This is a genomic window from Brevibacillus sp. M2.1A, assembly GCF_013284355.2.
Taxonomy (GTDB): Bacteria; Bacillota; Bacilli; order Brevibacillales; family Brevibacillaceae; genus Brevibacillus.
This window is the reverse complement of the sequence record NZ_JABSUY020000001.1, coordinates 1387037-1411056: the sequence shown is the minus strand read 5'-3', so window position 1 is coordinate 1411056 and position 24020 is coordinate 1387037. Positions and strand designations below refer to the sequence as shown.

Genomic DNA, 24020 nt, shown 5'->3' with positions numbered 1-24020 from the left:
TTGCCATGGACCAGATTATCTCTGTGCGACCTGGAGAAAATACGCTGTGCTCCTTTGAATCGTATGCTCTCTGCCAAACGGTCCCCATGGGTCCCATTCGTGATTGGCGGGATGGTACACTTTGTTTTCCCGCACCGCACGCATCTCTCTCCACTGCGGGTTGTTCCACAGCGCTGCCACATGCTCCCGTTCACTCCAGAACACGATGATTCTCTCCGGGTTCAATTCGATCAGATCGTTGAGCGCATTTGGTTTATAGGCTGCGTGATTCACATTCTGATCAGGCGCAAACCCAAGCTTGTGATAAAACAAGTCAGCGAGGGCGTGCCCCTCTACACCATACAGGCGCACCTCATCTGCAAGGACGCGAATCATCGTCCATTCACCCGTGCGTGTAACCGGTAACAGTGCATCCCTTGCTTGTTTTTCCACTATGTCGATGTGCTTGATGATTTTCTCTGTCAGACTCTCTTTCTTGAAAAGCGTCGCCAATCTCTTTTGGTAGTCAATCCAGTTCGGATAGCCGTCAAAGAAGACCGTTCCTTTTATTTTCTCCCAGTCTCCTGCCTCCCGATTGTGAAAAAAATTCATTTTGACAATCACATCAGGCGACAAAGTCAAAATCTCTTTCGGATCAATCAACCGCTCTGCATTCAGTGCTTTTGTCCCGCGCAGCTTTTGCTGCAAATAAGAAGGAAAGCCCGTCCTCGTTTCAAAGTAGTTCGGGAAGGAGGGGGCTGCAATCGGCTGAATTCCCATCGCGAGAAAATGATCCTGCAAGAACAGCTTGCTGACCACGACTACCCGCTGGTCACCTTGCTTCATATAAATTTGCGGCGACAATCCTTCGCGTTTTTTGAAGAGTCTACTAAAATACAGCTCATCGGCATAACCCACGTTACGAGCTACATCCTTCACACTTCCTCCAGAATGGGCAAGCAGCTCCTTGGCATGCTCCATCCGCAGCCCAGTCAAATACTCCCCAGGTGTCATTCCCGTCGCACGTTTGAAAGCACGGCAATAAGAGCTGGGGGTCAACCCCGCCAGTTTTGGCAAGCTTCCCAATTCCAATGACTCACGGTAGTGTTTTTGCATGTAGGCGATGGTCTCCTCAATCGCTCCAATGCCTTTTTCCTCATTCTTTTTCTGTTCATCATGAACAATACCAAGCAGCTCGTATAGCAGCGCTTGGCTCCGCAAAAAAGAAGAGTAGTCCCGCTTCCGTGTCAATTGCGAGAGTTCCTCCAATACCGTCAGAAATGAAGCGGGAGTAGAGACAGCCAAAACCTCGACTTCTTTCCTCTCGGGAGCGCTCTCGTGCTGATCGTGTCTCGTTTCCGCGTAATGCAGCCTGTATATGTGCAACGGTCCTGATTGGCACCGCAATTCTTCTATCTTTGTCGTCGGGCTAAACAACAAGAGCTTTCCGGCGTCGAGCACCTGCTTTTGACCATCAACTGTCATCTCCGCACGTCCTTCTGCCACATAACAAAGGACATGGGTGTTTACCTCCACATGACGCAGGTGAAAATTTTTCAATCGCTGTTTGCGAAAGGCGGTCATCAAGAAGCCAGGATAATCTTGATTAATCGTCAACAGACTCACATCCTTCTATCACCGGAAAATAGCAAGAAAAAGTAGACAAGCTGATTGCAAGAATCAGCCTGTTCTACTTTTATCATGTTGGAGATCTCTGTATTTGGCAAGTACTTACCTTGCCTACGTTATTGTGAGGAACGATTTGAACGAAACATCAGCAAGAACAGATAAGGCGCACCTAGCAACGCCACCACTACTCCCGCCGGAATATCTTTAGGGATCATGACGGTTCTTCCCAACAAATCAGAAGCAGCCAGCAATACAGCTCCAAGCATGGCTGAGACGACAACTGCACGGCGATGATGCGGTCCAACCAGCATACGGGCTGCATGCGGAGCGAGAAGACCGATAAATCCTACGGCTCCGACACTGGCAACTGCCGCTGAAGCGAGCAACACTGCGATGACTGCCACAGACAACCTCGTCATCCGCACCTTTAACCCCAATCCAGTCGAGCTCTCGTCGTTAAATGACAAAAGGTCCACCCGACGTCCCAGCCACCATGCGATCGGTGCTAAAACGAGGATCGCAGGCAAAAGGCGGCCTACTTCCATCCATCCCCGCCCATATGTACTTCCTGCCAGCCAAGTAAGTGCGGGCGCTGCCAGAATCATGGAATGTACGATCAAGATATTGATCAAGGCGGCACCTGCGGCAGAAACCGCAATACCTACAAGCGTCAAGATGATTGGATTGAGCCCTCTTCTCCAAGAGACCGCGTACACAATCGCAGCAGAGATGATCCCACCTGCCACGGCCCCTAGCGGCATCCAAGCCGAGAGTTGAGGAAACACGAGGAGCACGATAATCGCCCCTACACCCGCACCGCTCGTGACACCGACAATCTGCGGATCAGCTAGTGGATTACGTACTGCACTCTGCATGAGACTTCCGCTGATCGCGAGTGCCACACCTGCCAACATCGCTGTCAACAGTCGCGGCATCCGAAGCTCAAACACCAATTGACTGTACATCTCGTTTCCTTGTCCCATGAAAATGGCGATGATCTCAGTCCACGGCAGGTACATGTTTCCGCTAGACAAGCTGATCATCCAAACGACCACAAGCAACACAGCAAGAATGCACACAATCAACGGATACGAAACTTTGCGTTGTGCTCCACCGACACTCATCGAGCCTCCAGTACCAGCACTCATGCTGCGCGAAACACGCAAAGCCAGCCAAATCAACCATGGGCCACCGATAGCAGCCGTGATGGCTCCTGCCGGAAGTTCACCATAATGATTGATAAACATACGTGCAATCGTATCAGAAGCCACAAGTAGCGCTGCCCCCCAGATGGCACATAGCGGCAGCAGCCATCTATGCCGGGTGATGCCTGACAATCGCACTAGATGCGGAGCGACGAGTCCGATAAAACCGATTGGCCCGACCACACTGACACTGACGCACGTAACCAGGATCGCAATAAACATGGTGAAAAGCCGTGTTTTTGCTACCTTTTGCCCCAAGGATTTCGCCGTTTCTTCATTAAGGCTAAGTACATCAAGCTGCCTGGCCATGAAAAAGCTGACCAAAATCCCCGCTACAATCCAAGGCCAACTGAATTCTACACCCGACCAGTCATTTTGCTTCAAGGAGCCTGATCCCCAGAGGAAAATGCCATTTGTCGTTTCTTCGTTAAACAAGATGATGGCACTTGTCAAGGAGGAGTACACCAAGGTGACAATCATCCCGGACAAAGCCACACGCACAGGCGTACCTTTTTGCCCGCCAGACATGAAATATACGGTAACAGCTGCAAGTATTCCGCCCGCCATCGCAAATGGAAGCGGATGGTCATGCAAGAATGATGGCCAGAAAACCATCCCGAACACCACGAAGAAATAAGCACCTGCATTTACGCCCAATGTCGTTTCCGAAGCAAGCGGGTTTCGTGTCACTGTCTGCATCAAAGCTCCGGCAATCGCCAAGGCTGCACCAGACAAAAGCCCCATGACCGTTCTCGGAAGCCTAACACCTTGAATCATGTGGTGATCGGAAATGTCTTGTGGAGCAATAATGGCCTGAACAACAGAACGCAGAGAAATGTCTGCCATTCCCTGTGTCAAACTGACAAATATAAGCACCAACAGAGCGACCAGTCCACTCCCTACCATCAAGAACAATCTCCAGCCCCCTCTTTGTGAGGAAGTGGCTGGAGTGATGTTAGATCGTGTAAACATTTTACTTTTGGCTAAACTCATTATTTTGCCAACAGATCAACAGCTTTATTCGCGAGAATCTTTGCAGACATGGTACCACCATACGGCCACAGATCTCCGCCCAGAGCATAGACGCGATTCTCTTTCACAAAAGTAAGGCCGTTCCAAACCGGGTTGTTCTTCAATTGATTCTCAATCACGTTATCATCATTTTGAATGATATGGAGGAAATTCGCATCCTGCAACGCTGGAAGTGCCTCCACATCTGCCAGTGTCATTCCTGTTTGCTCAAATTTCTTGGGCTTATACTTATTTGTCAGACCGATATGAATCAAGATGCTTGCTGCTGTAGAGTTGTCCGTAGACAAACGGAATTCTACCGCATTTTGACTGCTGTACCCCATCGCGAGGACGAATGGAACTTTATCTGCACCAGCCTTGGTCAGCTTTTCTTTTGCTTCCGCATAAGTCTTGTCGAGGTCTTTCAAAGCGGCTTCGGCTTCAGCATTTTTACCCGTAATATCCGCAATTTGCTTGAAGATCTCGATCATTCGATCATACTGTGATCCCTGACCTTCAGCAGGATTCGTATCAAAAGCAATCGTTGGAGCAATTTTACTCATTTCGTCGTAATTGGCTTCCACGTTTCTTTTAATACCGATAATCAAATCTGGCTTCAACATCATGATCGATTCCAGGTTTGGGGAAGTACGACTCCCTACATCCACTACTTCTGGAGCAATTTCCACCGGGAGTTTGACCCATTTTTTCATATTTGGAATATCTGCAATCCCTACAGGCTGAATACCAAGAGCCAACAAATGCTCTGCTGAGCTCCATTCCAATGCAACGATACGCTTTGGAGTGCCTTTGATAGTCGACTCTCCCATCATGTGCTTCACTGTGCGCACTTGCTCTTCAGCCGGCTTCGCCGCGTCAGGCTGAGCTGTAGCAGCTTGGTTGGAACCAGATTGTGAAGTTGACCCTGCATTGCCGCAAGCAGCGAGTAGCAGCATCGCAGACAAAAATACAAGCATCACTGGTAATTTCATAAGACGCATGAAAAAATTCCCCCTTACTTTTCTAGGTGTTACTTCGAATGAGAAAAGATGTTGCATGATGGTCATGATTTCCAATCGAACATTGATTATGATAATGATTATCATTTTCTTTGTCAACGGTGAGATGTGTTCAAAGTCTTAGGCTCGCAGGATCATTCGCTAATGGGTCGGATAGTTCCAAAATCCAAAGCCTTATGGTAGTGATAAACCGTAAAGGGGCTATCTAGAAAGTCAGTCTAAGCCGACTTTCTAGATAGCCCTCACTCCAAAACAACTTTGGCATCTCAACAGGTTCAGTCTACAACAAACAAAGATAGCAGATTAGAGCTCTTGTTTCTTCGTAGGAATAATCTCTCCCGTTTTCATATCTATTCCAATAGTGATAGATTGTTTGGGATCTTTTCCAGTAAACGTAAGGTTATATCTGCTAAATTTGCCTACAAAGTTGTCTACAATATTGGCACTTGAAATCACATAGGATTTTGCTTCTGGATGTGAGGCATAGAATTTATCTACCCCGGGTTTTACATTTGGGTATGATAGAACTGTAGCAGCATCCAATGATTGTATGGTATAGCTAAGGTTCCCCGTTTTCGAATCTACTGCAAAGTGAAAAAAGTTTTTTGAATCTTTTTCAAGTCTAATAACATACTTATCATACTCACCTTTTGAAACCACATCTTGATAAGCAGTGATCTCATAAGATTTTGTTTCTGGAAACTGTACATAGACTTGATCGATTGCTGCTTTCACAGCCTTGTCGGCAAGAGCTTCGGAAGCTGAGAGCTTTTTGTAAATTCCTGCATACAATTCTTGGTTTTGAGCTGCAGTCTTTTGAGTTGGGTTTTCATTTGCACTTACTGCTAAAGCTCCAGATAGGGAAATCGCAGTAGCCAATCCTAAAGCTGCCAAACGTACGGATGTTTTTTTAAGGTTTATTTTCATACCAATTCTCCTTCGCGTTTATGATTTCTTTCCTAGGTATAAGTTAGAAAAAATTTCTAAAATATAAGGTGGGGTAAACTTAAAATTTTTATTAAAGTTCTTTGGTCATATAGCTTACCCCATGTTTTTGTCCCTTTAGCAAGTTGAATGGTCCTTTGCTTATAACGGTCCGTTTAAAAGACAAAAAATCCCCCTCAAATGAGGAGGATTTTTTCGATTAACATTACGCTTCTTTCGGCAACACAATTCCACGATAAAGCTGAACCGTGATGTAATAGTAAATCGCATAGATTACAACGAAAATCAGCGTCGGAATCCAGATGTTCAGGTACGGATCCAAAAGGATGAACGAGAACATCTCCATACCGATCAATACGTGCATCAGACCGATGATCGCCGGGAAAATGAAAACCATGAACAGCTCTTTATAGATCGAACCTACGAGCAACGATCGACGTACGCCGATTTTTCTCAGCATACTGTAACGATCTTTGTCACGGGAAGCACCCGACAAGATTTTGAACATCAGGCAGCTCGCCATCATCGCAAGGAAAGCAATTCCGAGGAAGAAGCCCATGAACATCGTTCCGCTTGTGAAAATATACATCCCCGCATACGTGCTGTATTTGGAAGAAGTGTATACGTCTTTCGCTTCCACATTTGCGATAGACCCAATCAACTGCTTTTGACGTTCATCCATTTCTTTTAATTCGTGCGTGTATTTCAAATAGTCGTCAACCTGGGCAAGGAGAACCTTGTGTTCACTTCCAGCGGTTTTCTCATACGTCGCCTGATCCACAACCAGAACGGATTTGCCCTCAATCATTTGGTAGTTGATAAAATTGGTGAATATCGCTTTGTCCCAATCCTCAGGAACAGCATCGTACTTACCTTTGTCATCTTTTGACGAACTAACGATATACGTCTCTTTTGGAAGCGGATCTGTCACAAGTTTTGGCTTGTTGTCAGCAGAGTAATTTTGAATGCTGTTCGTGGAAATCAGCAGCGGATTTGCCAGCAAATCTTCCTTCAAGTAGTAATATGCCTTGTCGTCGACTTTGTATCGATACGTATTTTGCGTTAGGACGTTCATTTTTTTCAGTGCCTCATAATCCGCTTCAACCGGATCATGCAGATTCATGTCATACACATGGAATACCGAGGTAAACAAATTGACGTTTTGCTGGAAGGCCAAGCCCCCTGCCATCGCCCCGACACCAAGCCCGATCAGCATGGCAACTGTACCAAGAATTTTGGTCAGGTTGTTCACCCGAAAACGCAGCTGAGCAAAAGTGAATGCGTTCAGCTTACTATCATTCAGCTTTTTATTTTTCTTCAAAGCCTGTACAAGCACTGGCAACAGCGAGATGAATATCAAGTACGTCCCGACTGTGCATGAAATAGCGCCTACGATAAAGCCGAGAGCTTGCAGGTACATAATCAAGTGCAAGCATGTATAGCCCAGAGCCAACAGGATCACGCCAAGGATGGCTACCAAAACGGCTCCGATTCCTTTTGATTTGATTTGGTCATTTTGTTGCTCGGCACGGATGAGAGCGAGCTCAGTAGCACGAGCCAAACGAGTCGCATTGATCGTGGATGTGATGATAAACAGGATGAGGAAGAATCCCCATGTCATCCAAACGGCTGGAAGATAAAAAGGATAGTACCCATCCGTAGAAATCTCCAGCAGGTTCATGAGCAAGACGCCGATGCCGCTTGCAAGTGCAATACCAACCAGACTACCGATCACCAGGGAAATGATCCCCATCGTCAATGTTTCCAGGAACAAAATCTGGCTGATTTTCCCCTTCTTCGCCCCCAAGACCATGTACATTCCAAGCTCTTTGCGCCGCAGTGAGAGTAGGAATGAGTTGGCATAGAAGATATAAAAAATCGTGATAAACGCCAGCAGGAATGCCCCTACATTGAAAACGATCTGAATCGAAGAAATCATCGCGTTGTTCTTCGTGTAATCAGAATTGAGGGCAAGCGTCTGGAACATGTAAAAAATCGAAATGGAGATGACCAGACCCACGAGCAGAACCAGATAGTCCTTCATCATCTTCCGCATACTGGACAAGGATAGCTTGAAAAGCATGAAACGTTACCTCCTAGCGTACATCATGTGATGCACCTAGCTCGGCCAGTACATCCAGAATTTGTTTAAAAAATTGCTGACGATCCCCCGTACGTTGAATCTCGGTGTACAATTTGCCGTCCTGAATGAACAAGATCCGTTTGCAATAGCTCGCGGAAAAGGCGTCATGCGTAACCATCATGATGGATACCTGGTGGTTCTCGTTCAAATCTGTCATCGTTTCCAGCAAGCTTTTTGCATTCTTCGAGTCGAGAGCGCCCGTCGGTTCGTCCGCCAGCAAAATCGCAGGATCATGCACAAGTGCGCGTGCTGCTGCGGCACGTTGTTTTTGTCCCCCGGAAATTTGAACCGGATATTTTTGCAAAATCTCTTCGATCCCGAGTGTTTGTGCTACGTTACTTACTTTGGTGCTGATCTCTTTGGAAGGGACTCCTTGCAGAGACAGTGGCAATGCAATGTTCTCATACACGGACAAATTCTCTAGCAGGTTGAAATCTTGAAAAATGAAACCGAGCTTTTGTGAGCGAAAATCTGCAAGCTGATTACGCTTCATCTGTGTAATGTTCGTTCCCGCAATTTCAATAAAGCCTTCTGTTGGACGATCCAGTGTAGAAATCACGTTGAGCAGAGTTGTTTTACCCGAACCGGATGGCCCCATGATTCCTACGAATTCACCTTTGGCTATGGTCATCGATACGCCTTTTAAGGCATGCGATTGGCTTTCACCTTTTGTCCCATATATTTTTTGAACGTCTTTCACTTCTAGTACAGCAGTACTCATTCTACGTTCCTCCATTCTATCTATTGGCTAGCGCTCGTTGTTTCTGTCGCTATCAACTGTAACCAAATTCCAGAATAGGAGCTATTGATGTTCCTTACAGTTTTCTTTACATTTTGTAAGGTTTATTACGTGAGACGAAAAAAAGTCATCCGGCGAGGGATGACCTTTTCTTGTGATCTATTTTTTGCTCTTGTTCTCTTCATGCCTTTTGATCAGCATATCTACGAACATATCGATATGTGCTGTGATCGCAATTGGGTCATAGCGATAGAATGTATCGTAGTCGTTGTAGAAAATCTGATTTTTTTTCGCCGCAGGGGTGGCATTCCAGACAGCGGACTCCTGTAAGGTTTTCAAGGCTTCGCTATTTTTTTCCGGATTGTAGAAAGTAACGAACATGTAATCCGCAGCGTATTCTGGCAAGGTTTCCATGGACAGCTGTACGGTTTGCTCTTTGGATTTGTTTGCGTGCGGCATTTTCAGCTTCAATGCATTGTACACGGTTTGACCACCGCGACCTGCGTGATCGCCGAAAATCCACAAATCTCCTTTGTTCGTCAGCTCGTAGAGACCAACCGTCGCGTTCTCATCCACGATGCCTTTCAGCTTTTCGCGACCCCAGGCAGCCTTCTTGTCAAAGTCTGCAATGAACTTGTCTGCCTTTTCTTTATCGCCAACCACTTCTCCGAACAATTTGACCGTATCGTAAATGTTTGTCGCCGTACCATACGGGAGATAAACGGTTGGAGCGATTTTGGACAAGGCTTCATAATTGTCATCATACATGACGACGATAAGGTCAGGAGCGAGCTCTAACGTTTTCTCCACATTGATCCGCGGGCTACCTACGTCCTGCGCATTTTTTAATTGTTCCACGGTAAACGGGCTTTTGAAAGCTTCCGTCTCTGCACCGATTACATTTCCACCTACTGCAATCAGCTCGCCTGCGTAGTAGTCCGTCACAATACGTTGTGGCTTGTCAGGAATTTGAATGGTCCCTTTTGGTGTTTCGATACTGCGCATTTTGTTTACCGTAGGGGCTTCTGTTGACTTGTCAGCTGGCTTGGAAGCAGAATCCGTGGCGGGTGCTTGCGTTGCCGTATTTGCTCCACCGCATGCCGTCAAAAAAAGCGAGAACACAAAAATGACAGCAAGGACAGCTTTGACTGTTTTGTTCGTAAGCATGATGGGCCTCCCTTATGTACGTTTGTAAAATAGATATATTATCGATATTGATTATCATTATCGACAAAACTATAACAAAGAGTATTTTTACTGTCAATCGCCCCCAGCTTTGCGAAAAAGGCAAAAAAAATCCCTTTCTGAGAAAGAGATTAGTTGCCAAAGCGGCTTTATTTAAGCATATCGTCCATCTTTACAAAGGTGTAGCCTTTGCTTTTCAAGCTTTCCAGTACAACCGGGAGTGCCTCAATCGTGTGGATGTCATCGAGCATATGCAGCAAAATGACACTGCCATTTTTCGTTCTGCTCATGACGCCATTTACAATATCTTGGGCGCTGTTTTTCTTGTCCCAATCCAATGTGGTGACATCGTACAACGCAATGACCTTGTATCCCGTAGCTGCTATCACTTTGGCTGTGTGATCGTCTACTACGCCAGTCGGCGGACGGAACAGCATGACAGGTTGCTGTTGGATCGCTTCGGTAATGACTTGATGTGCTTTGACCACGTCCTTTTGCAATTCTTCTGGTGTCAGCGTCGTTATGACTGGATGGCTATACGAATGGTTGGCCACATCATGGCCACTTTCTACCATCGCTCTCGCCAAATTCGGATTGTTCTCCACCCCTTTTGCCCGCAAGAAGAACGTCGCTTTTACATTATGCTCTGCCAAAATGTCCAATAGTTTCGTTACGGTTTTGTCGCTTCCCCAGTCATCAAAGGTTAGCGCGATCTGTTTTTTATTTGTGTCGACCTGAGAGATGATCTCGTACTCGGCATTTTCAAATTGCGGGTTCAATTTTGCTGCGTCAAAGCCTGGAATTTGTTCCAGCGGCTTGCGTTCACCGCCGTTTTTCACCATCTCACTGAGCGGGACAAACTGATAGCCGATATCCGCTGCTGCCTTGGCGATCATCGGAATGGCTGGGATCACCTCAGGATTGATGTCTGTATTGAGTGAGATAATGCTGCCTCTGGACATGTAGCGTGTTATGTAATCTCCAATAGTTTTGGCGTCTTTTTGCAAATCACGGTCCTTCGGGTTGATATTGTAGCTGACGACCGCTTCCATCCCGAGATGGGCGGCTGCCAAACGAACGTCATCTGTCACATCGCCAGATTTGGTCCTCACATAGCGAGGTGAAATACCCGTCTCGCGTTTGATTACCTCATTACTCAACTGAATCTCTCGATATATTTGCTCGTAGCTGAGCTTGCTCATATCCAATTGATTCAATGTGTTGTTTTGGATTTCATGACCGCGGGCCAAAATGTCCTTGGCGATGTTTGGCTCCTCGGCGACACGCATACCAGGGAGAAAAAAGGTAGCTTTTATTTTATGAGCATCTAGCTGCTCCAAAAGACTTTTCATCATTTTATCGTCGCCCATGCCGTTAAACGTCAGAGCCAGTTCCTTGCGCCCCGTGTATACATAAGGTAGCGCCTTGCTTTTTTCACCCGTGTATCGAGTGATTTTCTGTTTCTTCTCTATCTTCAGGCGCTCAGTGGATTCTTCTTTGCTCGCAAACATCGAGCATCCAGAGACGAGCACGACTGTCATGAGCAGTGCCATTCCTTTGGATAGTTTGGCGGATATAATCATGTATGACTCCTTATCCCTTCATTTCTTTGATGTCGAAATTAATCATAGCTAAAATTATACTCTGTTTGGCATTTTTGGTAGAGTAGATTTTCTTTCCATTTCATAACAAAAAAAGGCGGATCTGCTCCGCCCCTTTTTCTTTCCTATTAACTACTCCTGAATACTCACCTTTCCGCCATCCACAAGCAGCGTCTGACCTTTTACCACGACTTTATCTCCATTCGCTAGGCCGGATACTACTTCAATCAACTCGCTTGTCGAGTTGCCCGTCGACACTTCCTCTTGCTTGGCTGCTTCCCCTTCCAGCTTGAACACGTATTGTCTGCCTTCACGCTCAAATACGGCCTTGCGAGGAATGACCAGTGACTTCGCTCCTTCTGAGCTTTGCGGGAAGGTAACATTCACGACCATATCGGACTTCAATTCATTGGAAGCATTCGGGATCGTGATTTCTACTGGATAGGCCTTGAGCTGCGAATCCATGACAGGACTAATCGCCGTTACATTTGCATCAATCGTTTTGCCTGTAGACTGCACGTTTACTTTGACGACTGCTCCTACTTTTACTTTCGTCACATCTGCTTCGGACAAATTCGCTTTGACCACAAGTGGATTCGTTTTGACGACGGTCACAATAGGTTGCTGGCCTGCCATCTGTCCCACTGCCCCAGTCACGCTTGCGACAAATCCGTCGATGGGGGAGACAACCTTTGCATTTGCCAATTGCTCACGAGCGTTTTGCAGCCTGACCTCGGACTCCGTTACACTTGCCGCCGATACTTGCACACCCGTTTTTTGTTTCGCGCTTTGCAGCTTCTGCTTTGCATTGTCATAGGAAATTTGGGCTTTTGTGAGCGTTGTATTAGCCTCTTCCATTTTCTCAGTAGCAATCGCTCCCTCTGCGAGCAGCTTCTGATTACGTTGTTGATTCAGTTTGGCGTCAGCAAGCGCTCGCTCTGCTTCTGTCAAATCATTTTGTGCTTCCACCAAGCTTTGGTTAGAAGTACTGCCTGCTTGGGTTAAGTTCGCTTTTGCCACACGGAGAGCTGCTTCTTGTTCTCTTACGCTGTTAGAGAGCTCATTCGTATCGAGTGTAAACAATAATTGTCCTTTTGTTACAGCCTGACCCAGCTTTACGGGCAGAGACGCAATTTTCCCACCGGTTTTTGGTGACATTTGGACTTCCTCACTCGGTGCCAATTTTGCAGTGAGTCCAGCCTCAGAAGTGACCATGCCTTGTGCCACCGTTGCAACCTGTACAGGGGTAACCGTTTCTGCTGGTGGGGCAGCAGTCGTCGCGGCCTCTTCCTGACTTGCGCAGCCTGTGATCAAGGTAAGGGAAAGTAGCGCCACAATCGCGATTCTTTTATTTATGATCATGAATGGTTCCTCCTCTTTTCTCATGCATTTGTCGATTCCAAAGTGGTAAGGCTTTTCTTTTCCTGCTTTTGCTTGCGTTTGTTGCGTCTCTTTTGTCCCATCTCATCAAACCATACGGTAACCACAGGTACGAGTACGAGTGTGATCATGGTGGAGAAAATCAAACCATACATGACGGTAGTAGCCATTGGCGCTTGCAGTTCCAAACCAGACCCAGCAGCAACCGATAGAGGAGCAATGGCCATAATGGTTGTGAGAGTTGTCATCAAAATTGGGCGCAGACGAGCAGGTCCTGCATGTAAAATCGCTTCATGTAGCTCCCAACCTTTTGCACGCAACTGATTGATCAAATCGATTAGCACAATCGCATTGTTCACAACCAGACCGATCAGCAAAATGTACCCGATCAAAACAGATACGGTAATAGGCGTGCCTGTAAACAAAAGCCCCAGTATAACCCCAGTAAGGCTCGGAGGAACCGAGAACATGATAATAAATGGACTGAAAAGCGATTCAAACTGAGCAGCCATGACCATGTACACAAGCACGACAGACAAGATAATCGCAAGACCCAGATTCACAAAAGAATTTCCCATATCCTCGCTCTGCCCGCCCATTTCGATGGTATATCCGTCTGGAACATTCAACTTATTGATGATATTCGTAACTTCCGTCGCGGCCGCTTGCAGGTTATCCCCAATCAAATCGCTTGTGACTGTCACTTCGCGCGTCATGTTTTTGCGCTCAATCGATGGTGGTACATCGACTTTGCTAATGGTCGCCACGGAAGTGAGGCTGATTTGAGCGCCTGTTGGCGTGGAAATGCGCAGATTCTTCAAGTAATTGATATCTTCCTTATAATGTTCTGGCAGTTTGAGATTGATATCAATTTCATCTTCGCCCGTACGATACTGGGTAACCGTTTGACCTTGGAAAGAAGTTCGCACAGCAGAAAGGATTTCATTTGTTGTCACTCCGTACAAGCTCGCCTTCTCTGTATTGACCTTCACATCGAACTCCTGACTCATTTCCTGAACACTGGTAGATACGTTGATCGTTCCCGGTACCTTGGCTATTTCTCCTTTCACAATCTCACTCAGTTCCGTTAAGACGTCCAGATCATCTCCGCGAATTTCAATCGAGATGGCTGCTCCGCCCCCCATACCACCGGAAAGGGATTTCACCTTGATATCTGCACCTGCAATATGCTTGACTTGCTCTTGCAGGCCCACAGCAATTTCCTCTGTCGATCGCTGTCTCGTAGAAATCTCTCCTACGTGAAGTTCGATCGTTGCGTTATGAGAAGTAGATGCACCGCTCTCTGAAATACCGTCGCTACCCCCGACAGAGGACTTGACCAATTTCTTTTCTGGCACTTGATTGACCACTTCTTCTACTTGCTTCATTACTTTTTCTGTTTCCGTCAAGACAGTACCCTTTGGCAGCTTGATCTCTACCTGGATTAACCCTTGGTCCATATCTGGGAAAAAACCTGCTCCGAGAGAGGGAACTAACATCAATGAGCCAATCAACATGGCAAAAGCAGATCCGATCACCGTTTTCCGATGACCCAATGCCCATTTGAGCAACCTTTGATAACCCTTCTCCACTTTATGGAATCCGATATTAAACCAGATTATTGGATTGAAGCCGCGATAGTTTTCGTGATTCGTATGCTCCGGTACCGTTTTTAACATCCGAGCACTCATCATCGGAACCAGCAAGAAAGTGAAAACAAGTGCTGCGATGTGTGAGAAAACGACCGTCAACGCTAACGGTGCGAAAAGCTCAGCAACAATCCCCTCTGTCAGCGCAATCGGTAAGAATACGCAAATTTGTGCCAATGCGGATGCCATTACCGCGGTTCCTACCTCTTTGGAACCGACCAATGCCGCTTCCATCATGCCCTTACCTTGTTCCCGCTGACGGAAAATGTTCTCCAGCATAACAACCGCGAAGTCCACTAATGATCCCAATCCGAGCGTGAGACCTGCCAAGGAAATCAAGTTGATTGTTTGACCTGTCATATACATCAAGAGGAAGGTTGATATGATCGATACAGGCAGGACAATGACCGCAATGAGCATAGACGACAGACTGCCCAAGAAGAAGAACAGCATGAGTACGCCAATGGCACCACCTGCAAGAGCATGTACTATCGTGTTGTCAACGGAACTCTGGATATAGGTAGAGGTATCGAGAACGATGCTTGTTTCTACATTTGCTGGAAGCGTGCTATTAATCTTCTCCAGCTCAGCCTTTACGTCTTTTGCGATTTTGATCGTATTACCGCCTGTGCCTTTCATCACGGAAATTCCCAAGCTTGGCTTTCCATCAATGTAGCTCAGATTGGTTACTTCTTTGATGGTGTCTGTTACGTTGGCAATATCACTCAATCGGATGAAGCTCCCACCGACAGAGATCGGCGTGAGTGCAATGGTGTCCACATTGGTGAATTCTCCTTGCACGCGAATACTGGTTTTTGCGTCACCTTCCCGAATCGCACCAGCTGATCCGGATACATTGCTGTTTTCAAGTGCTGCCTTTATTTGATCCAATGTCAATCCATAGGCGGCTAGTTTGGCTGGGTCCACGATGATATCGACAATTCGCTCTTGCCCACCGGTGACAGTGACAGAAGCAACACCGTTAATTCGTTCCAAGCGGGCCTTAATTACATCATCCGCGATTTTTTTCAGTTTGTTGACATCTTGATCGCCAGTTACAGCCAGATCAATGATCGGCTGGCTTGTCGGATCAAATTTCAAAACCCTTGGTGAACCAGCTGATTCAGGCAAGCTCCCTCGGACCAAATCTACTTTATCTCGCATATTCAGTGTCGCTTGATCCATGTCGGTTCCCCACTTGAAATGGAGGATGACCGAGGAGGAGCCGTTCACAGAGGTTGATGTGACCTTGTCTAAATTCGGAACCGTGCCTAATGCATTTTCGATCGGTTTGGTAACAAGCTTTTCTACCTCGGCTGGAGCCGCCCCCTCAACAGAGGTAACAACTACGGCGACCGGTGAAGTCAGTGATGGCATCAATTCAATAGCCAAGCGAGGAAAGGTAACCAAACCAAAAATGAAGATGGCTATGGATATCATAATCATCGTGACCGGACGTTTAATGGACAGTTCGGATATATTCAAAATTTTCTCACCTCTTCTTTTGTAGGGAGCTCAGCGTATCAGCTCAGTATTTCTTTCTCCAAAATAAGCTCGCGCAAGGAATGCAGGGAAGCAGGTGTGCAAGCACTTCCTTCTTGACACGTCCAATTCGCTGGTACACGCTCCGTCAATGCTGCCCACACAATTCTCCGATCCGATTTATCACGAAATCTGCGCACCAAGTTCATCTGTTCCAACCGACTGATTAAGCCTGAGGTCGTACTATAGGAAAGATCAATCGCCTTGCTGATTTCTCCCATTGTTTTCGGGCTGATCGCGATTTGCTCCAGAATGAGAACTTGTTGCCAAGTGATATCACTTGAATCCAATGCTTGCATGGAAAGAGTGGAAAATACGGTGCTCGTTTCACGTAGAATCTTCGCTAACTGAAACAGTTCGTTCATAAAAGCCTCCTACCCATTGTCTATTTTTCGGACTATCGTTTGGGGTGTTCCCCTCCACAGATCAAATTGTACTTATACGATTCGTCCCCGAAGTCTATCGGGCAGTCAAATTGTGGAATTTGATTTTATCTATCCAGAGATAGAAGACCGTACACCCGGAGATAGACGACAGCGCATGCTAAAATGAAACTATAATGGGTACGTATTCCAAGAAAGGAGGTTGTCTTCTTGAACGCTTCAACTGCATCTTTACGCTCCCGTTTCCTGCTCATTTGTTTTTTTGTATTGATCTCATTTTTTCTCATTCCAACAGCTTACATCCATGAACCCCCCATTCCATTTATCATCTCTCTGATCATCATCTTCTGCTTCTTGCTGATGTTTCTGAGACCCAAAAAGAATTGGAAACCACTTCAAAAAGACATCGCCATTATCGTTCTTGGTACTGTGTCATTTATAAAAGTTCTATATGTAGGAGAAGAGATCGGTCTATCCTTGCCATTGGTAGCTTTTATTGGTTATCACATTCTTGAACGCCGCGGATTGTACTATGCGATTTTTTTTGGCACATGCTCTTTTTCTTACATGTACTTTTATAAAGGCAATATTTTTGAGGAAGTAATCGGCTATGTCGTGGCCTATATCGGATGGTATATCGGCGCACGAGGATTATCTCTTCAAAATCAAGCAAAGGAATCGAGTCAACAGCATCTAAAACAATTGCAAGAGGCGCATGTTGAACTCCAGGAAGCTCATTCTGAACTTCAAGAGGCCTCTGTGAATACACTTCGTGCCGCTGTCCTCGAAGAGAGGACCAGAATCGCCCGCGATGTTCACGACGCCTTGGGGCACAGTCTCACATCGTTAATCGTTCAATTGAATGCTTTGAAATACATGCTGCAAGGAGGACCGAGTGACGCACAGGAGGCTGTCCGAGACATGCTTACGGTATCCAAGCAAAGCCTCGATGATATACGCTCGTCTGTACATACATTGGCTGCAGACAAATCTTCTCTGGGAATCACACCGCTGCGCATACTCTTATCACGAGCCCAACAGCATACCGACATCAAAATGCAGCTGATCAGTCCCAATCCAGACATTCCTCTCTCTCAGCAGATGACCATTACGCTTTACCGGATTCTCCAAGAAGCGATTACCAATTCCATACGACATTCTGATGCAACAGAAATTTTCATAACGATTGAAAAAAAACAAAACTATCTATTCCTGGCTATTTGGGACAATGGGAGTATGACGAATCATCATCAAATCAAGCTGGGCGCAGGTTTAACAGGTATCGCAGAACAAACCAAGCAACTAAACGGGGACCTTTCCTATTCCATTCGAGAGCCCCACGGCTTTCAAATTGACATCAGCTTTCCGCTTTGAAAAGCAAATAGCAGTATATAAGGAGGAATGCCAGCGTGGAAAATCAAAACAAAAAAGAGACCATTCGTGTGGTCCTGGTCGATGACCAAACGATGATCCGTCAAGGATTGGGATATGTCATCAGTATGCAAAAGGATATGGAAGTAAGCGGGGAAGCTTCCAATGGGGAAGAAGCCGTGAAGATCGTAGGAGAAATCATTCCTGATGTAGTCTTAATGGATGTACAAATGCCGAATATGTCAGGAATTGATGCAACACGAGAAATCACTCGACTCCATCCTTCGATAAAAGTTTTAATCCTCACAACATTTGACACGTACGATTACATTGTAGACGGTATTCGTGCTGGTGCTGTCGGCTATATGCTAAAGGATTCCGATTCACAGGATATGTTGGACCTCATTCGCAGGGCCCATCAGGGAGAGGCACTGTTTTACACGGCTACAGCTGCCAAGGCTCTAGCGGAGGTTCTACAGTTTCAACAAAAGAATCACGAACCTGACTCTGATGCTGACTGTGACTCGCTTCCACCCCTTGTCATGCTTGATCAGTTGACTGATCGAGAGCGGGACGTACTTGAGCAGCTATCCTACGGCAAACGCAACGATCAAATTGCGCAGCACTTACTCATCTCAGGGGGAACCGTCAAGACGCATATCCATCGGATCTTGCAAAAAATGGGCGTAGAAGATCGTACACAAGCAGTTGCCAAGGCGATCCGGTATAAAATCGTGAAATAGGGAAGGAAACAAAAAAGCCCAAGCATGTAAAGCATGCTTGAGCGTTGATAACTGATTGGAATAGACTGCAGCTATTCCATACTCTGTACCTTTCCGATCTCCACTTCCAACAGCGGTAATACTCTTCCTGGGAACACGGTAGACGCGATTTCTCCTACTCGCTTTGCCCCTCTCGACAAGTAAAACGGTTCTGCGTACGGGTCGCTGTGGATGGTGATGACTGGGATATCCAGCTTTTGTGCCACCTCCACCATATGCTGCCACAGAGCCTTTCCATAACCTTTTCCTACTGCCTCCGGTTCCAGGAACAAAAAGCCTAATAGCCACTGCTCCTGCTCTGCATCCTTTTCCAAACTCATGAAGCCTTTGATGCTGCCCTCATCCTCTAACACATATACTTCCTGTGTCTCGATATAGGCAGATGATAGCGTCAGATCTTCGCGACAGGCCTCCATGAATTCATCACTGTATCCCCAATAAGCTTTGGAGCGATAGGCTAGCTTGCTCAGTTCGCTTGCTTCTTGTCCTTTACCTCTGCGGATGTTCATCTGAATTCAGGCCCTCCTTTGCTACGATCTCTGCTAACCGTTGTTTGATACCCCCTGTACAAACGCCACCATGATAGGCAATCACTGTCTCTATATCGAACTCGAGCAGTTTGCGGATCGATTGCAGAGCTGTCGCTTGATCTGGTGTGAATTCGGGATTGAAAGGCATCAGTACCCCATCTTGTGCTGTGAGGGCGTCTCCAGAAATCAGCGTCTTGCTCGGAATATGATACAAAGAGATGTGATCGGGGGAATGACCGGGCGTATAAATCACCTGTATACCGCCACAGTATGGGAGAACATCGCCATCCTGTACGGCATGATCGACTTCTACCGGAGGAGCCAGCTGCCCGCTTTTGATCAGGGGTGTTTCTCCAGCCAGATACGGAATCGCTGCCTCGTGAGCAATCACCTGTACGCTTCCTTCCGCTGCTGCTACGATTTCTGGCAAGCTGCCGATATGATCCCGGTCTTGATGGGTAATGATGATTTTCGTCAACTTTTCAAAGGGAATCGCTTCTTGCTCCAGTACGTTCTGAATCAGCTCCAATTGTCCGGAGATGCCTGTATCCACAAGAATGGCTTCATTTTCATCCCATAGCACTGCGGTGTGGACGACGAATGGATTGCCTCCTGCGTTCATCTCCAGTTTGATCGTTTTGATTCCTTCTGTTTGGGTCAAATCGGACACCTCCAGTATTTGCTTGAATCTGAATCGTATGAATGATTCCCTAAAAGCAGGGGTGAATCCTCCCCTCCCCGATTGTCAGTCCACAAAAAATGGCCTTCAACTTGGAGAGGCCCTGCAAAAAAACGAGCCTGTAGAATCGCTTCTAAGGCTCGTTTCGCGTTTAAGGAGAGGTATTCCTATCCTCTCTTACTTTGCTTCCTTCTGACGATAGACTTCCTTCCCTTCAACCAAGGTCAGCACGACTTTCGCATCTTTGATTTGAGTGGCTGGAATTTTAAACAAATTTTTATCGAGCACGATGAGATCTGCCTTCTTGCCGACTTCGATCGAGCCTGTGATGTCATCCACGTGGTTGGCGTAAGCACCATCAATCGTGAAGCTGGCGATCATTTCTGCAAGCGTCGCACGCTCGTCTGGGTTGGCAATTTTGCTCGGATCGGTTACACCTTCCTCGACCCGGGTAATGCCTTGTTGAATGCCATGCAGTGGATTGAATTCCGGCGTTACGATGTAGTCAGACGAAGAAGCTACATGCACCCCTTTTTTCAGGAAGCTCTTCATCGGGTATTCTTTTTCTGCGCGTTCGTGACCCAAGTACGGTACTTCGATCTCATCGTAGTAGCCCTCTTCCTGCATAAACCAGAATGGCTGCACGATTCCGACTGCACCCAGCTTTTTGAAGCGCTCGATGTCTGACTCATTGACCAGTTGCAAGTGAACGAGCGAGTGGCGAGCATCGTGCTTGCCATTTTGTTTTTCAGCGAGCTCCATACCGTCCAGTGCAATGCGGGTAGAAGCATCCCCGATAGAATGGATGTGCAATTGGAAGCCTGCCTTGTCTACTGCGGCAGCGGTTTGATTGTAAACCTCTGGCTTCCAGATTAATTCTCCGTTTGTTTCCTTATGGACATACGGCTTTTCCAAGTAAGCTGTGGCGCCTTCTACGACTCCATCCAAAAAGATTTTGACGGCGTTGACCTGGAATAGCGGATTTTGATTTTGATTACGCTCACGGATTTTTACGAATTCTGCGATCTGCTCAGGTCCTTTTTCCGGATTCGCTGTCAACGCATTGCGGAAGCGGATGGTCAGCTTGTCCTCTTTCGCGAGCTCCTCGTACGCTTCCAATACGTTCGGATAGCGTAGCATATCCGGGTCGCGCACTGTCGTTACACCGCGTTCAACTGCTTTTTCCTGGTAGGCTTCAATCCCGGACTTGTATTGCTGGACGGTGTATCCGCCGATTTTTGACAGCACCAGATTCATTGCGCTTTCACGCAACGTTCCAGATGGTTCACCTGTTTTCGGATCGCGCTCGATAATGCCACCCTCAGGGTTTGGTGTGTCCTTCTTGATTCCGGCCAGCTTCAATGCTGCCGAGTTCACCCACAAAGAATGTCCATCATCGGAGGTCAACGCGATTGGAGTCGTTGGCACGATTTTATCCAAAACTTCCTTGCGCGGACCAATACCAGGCACTACCGGATTGCTCCAGCCGCGTCCTTGCAATGCTGGTTCATTTGGATGCTCTTTGACGAATTTCTCGATGGTCGCAACGTATTCCTCGACAGAGCCTCCGTTAAATAAATCAATGGAGTAAATGAGTCCCGTCGTTTTGCTTGCATGCGTATGACTGTCAATAAAGCCCGGCAATACCATTTGGCCTTTCAGATCGATTACTTTCGTATCCTTGCCAATGTGTGCTTTCGCATATTCATCTGCGCCGACAAAGACAATTTTATCACCGCGAATAGCCACGGCCTCCGCCCAGCTGTTCTTATTGTCCACTGTGTAAACCGCGCCGTTCGTTAACACGACATCTGCTGGCTGTTTTGTCTCTTGGGCGGCAAAAGCCGACATCGGGCTCATCAGCGCTGTGGCGAGTAAGGCGCTAGTTAATTTTTTTCCAAACACGTTAAGATCCCACCTATCTATTTATCTAAGATGAAAAGAATGCCAAAACTGATTGTAGCATCGCAACTCTGAAAATTCCATGAAATCCGGTCGAAAAATAGTATTATTTCCCGATTTATGACGAAATTGATCACATAATGACCACTTGAATTGGTCAAATTGGTAAAAGGTTAATTTGACTCTCCTTCATGAATCGATGTATACTCATAAATGTTTTAGGGGGTAAACATTTAACACCGTATATAATTAAGCAATGAAAACAGGAGAGGGTACGATGCAAAGCCAAGTCAATTTTGAAGAACTTTATATACAACTCCAGCGAAAGGTTTCGGCTGAGTCACACAAGCGTTTGGACCCACTCGTATCAGGATCACAAGCGATGCTTTTGCGAATCCTAGATATGAGCGGCCCGCAGAAGGCATCTTCTATTGCAGAACGAATGAATATTACCCCCGGAGCCGTTACGAGTCTCGCTGATAAATTGATTGCTTGCGGCTATGCCACCCGAAATCGTGACAGTACGGATCGCCGCGTCGTCCAACTGGACATAACCGATGAAGGAAGAGAAATCCTGCGGAAATATAAAATCATCGTGAGAAATACCATTGAACAGTTTTTTGCAGGCGTGTCTGATGAAGACAAACAACACTTAGTCCGCATCTATCACCAGGTTCTGAAGAATATAGATCAACAAAGAGAGGAGAATCAAGATTGCAACAGCTGACAGAGAAAAAGAAAGTGACGATTATGATCGCGATTATTACAGCCATGTTTTTTGCCGCGATCAACCAGACCATTATTGGTGTTGCCATGCCGCGTATTATCTCGAAGCTCGGTGGCATGGATTACTATTCGTGGGCGATTACGATTTATTTGCTGACCTCAACCGTCGCTTCTGTGCTGGTTGGGAAGCTCTCCGATATATACGGAAGAAAACCGTTTATTTTGACAGGTATCGCGTTGTTTAGTATCGGAGCCTTGTTGTCCGGGTTTTCTACCGATATTTTTCAACTGATTACGTATCGTGGCATTCAAGGGGCGGGTGCAGGGATCATCATGTCCACTGCTTTTACCGCCATGGGTGATTTGTACGAACCCCGCGAGCGTGCCAAATGGGGCGGAATCATGAGTGCCGTCTTCGGTGTATCCAGTGTGCTTGGTCCTCTGATGGGCGGCTATATCGTCGACCATCTCGAATGGCACTGGGTGTTCTGGATCTTCTTGCCGATTGGCGTGATTGCCTTTCTGTTGATCATGATTCATTTCCCAAGAGTACCGAAGCAAGAAGGAGAGTCTGTCGACTACTTCGGCTCGCTGTTCTTGACGCTCACCATCGTACCGATGCTGCTCGCCTTCTCATGGGCAGGTAATGGACCGGGCAAACACGCCTGGGGCTCGTGGCAAATTATTGGTTTGTTTGCCGCCACAATCATTGCGTTGATCGTGTTTATTATGATTGAGAGGAAAGTAAAGACTCCTGTTCTTCCGCTGGGCTTGTTCAAAAACAGTATTTTTACTGTCTCCAATCTAGTCGGATTCTTCCTCAACGCGGGGATGATGGGCGCTATCATTTATGTGCCATTCTTTGTCCAAGGGGTCAAAGGCATCTCGCCGACGATGGCTGGTTATGTGGCGATGCCGATGTCGATTGCCATGCTCGCGACCTCTGCAATCGCCGGACAAATCATGACCAAGACGGGAAAATATAAAAAGATGGCGCTGGGTGGACTTCTCGTCATGACCTTGGGCATGGTGCTGATGTATTTCATGTCGCCAACCACACCGATTTACTTGCTCGTGATCTACATGATCATTCTCGGTTTGGGGATCGGGATTGCGATGCCAGTCTTCTCTTTGACGGTGCAAAATGCAGTCGCACCGCAGCAATTGGGTGTCGCCACAGCAACGTCGCAGCTTTTCCGTAACCTCGGTGGGACCATTGGAATTGCTGTCATGGGAACCGTCATGAGTGCCAGCATGTCTGCGAAAATGACGCAACTGTCGGGAGCCATGGGTCAGGTGAACAATCCCGCAGCAGCTGATCCTGCCCTGGCAGAGAAGCTGTCGCTCTTTACGAATCCGCAAAATTTGTTGGATCAGCCGAAAATTGAAGCCACGCTGGCTAGTCTGCCACCGGATTTGCAGCCGCTGTTTACTCACATGCTGGATATGATCCGGGAAGCGATGAGCTATGGAATTACGACTACGTTTTTGACTGGGGCGATTGTAGCAGGAATCGCGGTCATCATCGCGCTGTTCCTGAAGGAAATTCCACTGCGTAGTGGGAAGATGGGACAGAAGCCGGAGGGCGAAGCAGGAAAGGCTTAATAGGAAAAGGAAGAG

The 24020-nt window shown here is 46.8% G+C and carries 18 protein-coding genes; 4 read left to right on the top strand and 14 right to left on the bottom strand.

From position 1 onward, the window contains the following. Positions 1-15: 15 nt before the first annotated feature. From HP567_RS06865 to HP567_RS06815, 11 genes are all read right to left on the bottom strand, one after another. Positions 16-1596 carry a helix-turn-helix domain-containing protein gene (locus HP567_RS06865; protein ID WP_229087952.1) on the bottom strand — a complete coding sequence of 527 codons (1581 nt, stop codon included), beginning with the start codon at positions 1594-1596 and terminating at the stop codon, positions 16-18. Between the two features lie 128 nt (positions 1597-1724). Then, positions 1725-3785, bottom strand: a complete 2061-nt coding sequence (fhuB, locus tag HP567_RS06860) for a Fe(3+)-hydroxamate ABC transporter permease FhuB (protein ID WP_173610543.1) — start codon at positions 3783-3785, stop codon at positions 1725-1727. A 20-nt stretch (positions 3786-3805) separates the two neighbouring features. Further along, positions 3806-4825: an ABC transporter substrate-binding protein gene (locus tag HP567_RS06855; protein ID WP_173610544.1), complete on the bottom strand. Its 1020-nt coding sequence runs from the start codon at positions 4823-4825 to the stop codon at positions 3806-3808. Positions 4826-5146: 321 nt separating this feature from the next. Then, positions 5147-5770, bottom strand: coding sequence for a hypothetical protein (locus HP567_RS06850; RefSeq protein WP_173610545.1), 624 nt, complete (start codon positions 5768-5770; stop codon positions 5147-5149). A 223-nt stretch (positions 5771-5993) separates the two neighbouring features. After that, positions 5994-7871, bottom strand: coding sequence for an FtsX-like permease family protein (locus HP567_RS06845; protein WP_173610546.1), 1878 nt, complete (start codon positions 7869-7871; stop codon positions 5994-5996). A gap of 13 nt (positions 7872-7884) precedes the next feature. Next, on the bottom strand, positions 7885-8652 hold the full coding sequence (locus HP567_RS06840; protein ID WP_173610547.1) for an ABC transporter ATP-binding protein: 768 nt from the start codon (positions 8650-8652) through the stop codon (positions 7885-7887). 177 nt (positions 8653-8829) lie between these two features. Further along, on the bottom strand, positions 8830-9837 hold the full coding sequence (locus tag HP567_RS06835; protein WP_173610548.1) for an ABC transporter substrate-binding protein: 1008 nt from the start codon (positions 9835-9837) through the stop codon (positions 8830-8832). A gap of 167 nt (positions 9838-10004) precedes the next feature. Next, the gene (locus HP567_RS06830; protein WP_173610549.1) at positions 10005-11438 is read right to left on the bottom strand and encodes a polysaccharide deacetylase family protein; all 1434 of its coding nucleotides are present in this window, start codon (positions 11436-11438) and stop codon (positions 10005-10007) included. 150 nt (positions 11439-11588) lie between these two features. Then, positions 11589-12818 (bottom strand): efflux RND transporter periplasmic adaptor subunit, encoded by a 1230-nt coding sequence (locus HP567_RS06825; protein ID WP_173610550.1) that lies wholly within the window; start codon positions 12816-12818, stop codon positions 11589-11591. Between the two features lie 20 nt (positions 12819-12838). Beyond that, on the bottom strand, positions 12839-15970 hold the full coding sequence (locus HP567_RS06820; RefSeq protein ID WP_173610551.1) for an efflux RND transporter permease subunit: 3132 nt from the start codon (positions 15968-15970) through the stop codon (positions 12839-12841). Between the two features lie 38 nt (positions 15971-16008). Then, entirely contained in the window at positions 16009-16392 is a 384-nt protein-coding gene (locus HP567_RS06815) for a MarR family winged helix-turn-helix transcriptional regulator (protein ID WP_173610552.1), read from the bottom strand. A 228-nt stretch (positions 16393-16620) separates the two neighbouring features. Between HP567_RS06815 and HP567_RS06810 the strand changes: the two genes are divergently transcribed. Continuing rightward, positions 16621-17784, top strand: a complete 1164-nt coding sequence (locus HP567_RS06810) for a sensor histidine kinase (RefSeq protein ID WP_173610553.1) — start codon at positions 16621-16623, stop codon at positions 17782-17784. Between the two features lie 35 nt (positions 17785-17819). Beyond that, positions 17820-18524, top strand: a complete 705-nt coding sequence (locus HP567_RS06805; RefSeq protein ID WP_173610554.1) for a response regulator transcription factor — start codon at positions 17820-17822, stop codon at positions 18522-18524. Positions 18525-18595: 71 nt separating this feature from the next. Here HP567_RS06805 and HP567_RS06800 read toward each other — a convergent pair whose 3' ends face one another. The 3 genes from HP567_RS06800 to HP567_RS06790 form a co-directional block, all read right to left on the bottom strand. After that, positions 18596-19072, bottom strand: a complete 477-nt coding sequence (locus tag HP567_RS06800) for a GNAT family N-acetyltransferase (protein ID WP_173610555.1) — start codon at positions 19070-19072, stop codon at positions 18596-18598. After that, complete coding sequence (locus HP567_RS06795) at positions 19053-19763, bottom strand: MBL fold metallo-hydrolase (RefSeq protein WP_229087950.1); 711 nt, start codon at positions 19761-19763, stop codon at positions 19053-19055. Before HP567_RS06795 ends, HP567_RS06800 begins: the two co-directional genes overlap by 20 nt. 186 nt (positions 19764-19949) lie before the next feature. Continuing rightward, a complete protein-coding gene (locus HP567_RS06790) occupies positions 19950-21677 on the bottom strand; it encodes an amidohydrolase (protein WP_173610557.1) in 1728 nt (575 codons plus the stop codon). Between the two features lie 274 nt (positions 21678-21951). Between HP567_RS06790 and HP567_RS06785 the strand changes: the two genes are divergently transcribed. Further along, positions 21952-22401, top strand: coding sequence for a MarR family winged helix-turn-helix transcriptional regulator (locus HP567_RS06785; RefSeq protein WP_229087946.1), 450 nt, complete (start codon positions 21952-21954; stop codon positions 22399-22401). After that, positions 22389-24005 (top strand): DHA2 family efflux MFS transporter permease subunit, encoded by a 1617-nt coding sequence (locus HP567_RS06780; RefSeq protein WP_173610559.1) that lies wholly within the window; start codon positions 22389-22391, stop codon positions 24003-24005. Before HP567_RS06785 ends, HP567_RS06780 begins: the two co-directional genes overlap by 13 nt. The last annotated feature ends 15 nt before the right edge of the window (positions 24006-24020 follow it).